The following is a 1106-nucleotide window of genomic DNA, read 5'->3' on the forward strand; positions in this document are numbered from 1 at the left end:
CAACTAAACGCTCGAAAAATTCCCACATACGCTCGCCACGTAAAGTAACTTTACAGCCGATCGGATAACCTTCACGAACTTTAAAGCCAGCTACTGACTTACGAGCTTTTGTAGTCACTGGCTTTTGGCCAGCTAATTTCTCAAGATCAGCGATTGCGTTCTCTAGCATTTTTTTGTCTGCTAGCGCTTCGCCAACACCCATATTAAGGGTAATTTTCTCAATTTTCGGTACTTGCATTATGCTCTTGTAATCGAACTCTTTTTGCAGTGCAGGTACCACTTCGCTTTTATAAACTTCTTTCATATTTGCCATGGTTTATTACCTGCCTACTTATCTACGAGCTCGTCGTTAGATTTGAATACACGTACCTTCTTGCCATCTTCAAGGACTTTGAAGCCTACACGGTCTGCTTTGTTGGTTGTTGGATTAAAAATCGCAACATTAGAAGCCTGAATTGGCGCTTCTTTCTCAACAATGCCACCTGGCGTACCCAGCATTGGGTTAGGCTTAGTGTGGCGCTTAATCATGTTGATTCCAGAAACGACCAAACGGCCATCCTTCATCACACGATTAACTTTACCACGCTTACCGTTGTCCTTGCCTGCTATGACAATCACTTCATCGTCACGTTTGATCTTTTTCATAACCGGCCTCTCGTCCTTAAAGCACTTCAGGTGCTAAAGAAATAATTTTCATGTACTTATCGCCGCGCAACTCACGAGTTACAGGACCAAAAATACGAGTTCCAATCGGTGCATCACTAGCGTTTAACAACACAGCAGCGTTACCATCGAATTTAATTAAAGAGCCATCTGGGCGACGTACACCACTACGCGTACGCACTACCACAGCACTCATGACATCGCCTTTTTTGACTTTGCCGCGAGGTATAGCTTCTTTTACAGTGACTTTAATTACATCACCAATTCGTGCATAACGACGATGTGAACCACCCAGCACTTTAATACACATTACTCGACGCGCACCGCTGTTATCGGCCACATCTAGCATACTTTCCGTCTGAATCATCGTTGTTCTCCAAACCTTACCAGGGGTTAAACGTTAGATGCTTTTTCATCGATGTTTAGTAACGTGAAAGACTTTG

General features: G+C 43.5%; 3 protein-coding genes. All 3 read right to left on the reverse strand.

Going from position 1 to position 1106, the window contains the following annotated elements; translation table 11 throughout:
* Positions 1-313: 50S ribosomal protein L5 (rplE, locus tag A3763_RS24845; protein ID WP_082880596.1), on the reverse strand; the 313-nt coding region annotated here is incomplete at its 3' end.
* Positions 314-327: 14 nt separating this feature from the next.
* Positions 328-645 carry a 50S ribosomal protein L24 gene (gene rplX / locus A3763_RS24850; RefSeq protein WP_068508536.1) on the reverse strand — a complete coding sequence of 106 codons (318 nt, stop codon included), beginning with the start codon at positions 643-645 and terminating at the stop codon, positions 328-330.
* 16 nt (positions 646-661) lie between these two features.
* On the reverse strand, positions 662-1030 hold the full coding sequence (gene rplN, locus A3763_RS24855) for a 50S ribosomal protein L14 (RefSeq protein WP_068508534.1): 369 nt from the start codon (positions 1028-1030) through the stop codon (positions 662-664).
* Positions 1031-1106: the final 76 nt, after the last annotated feature.

This window comes from Oleiphilus sp. HI0128, from assembly GCF_001635365.1.

Bases quoted from the DNA above. Each gene is read 5' to 3' on its own strand.
- rplX (WP_068508536.1), bottom strand. From the start codon at position 645: ATGAAAAAGATCAAACGTGACGATGAAGTGATTGTCATAGCAGGCAAG.
- rplN (WP_068508534.1), bottom strand. From the start codon at position 1,030: ATGATTCAGACGGAAAGTATGCTAGATGTGGCCGATAACAGCGGTGCG.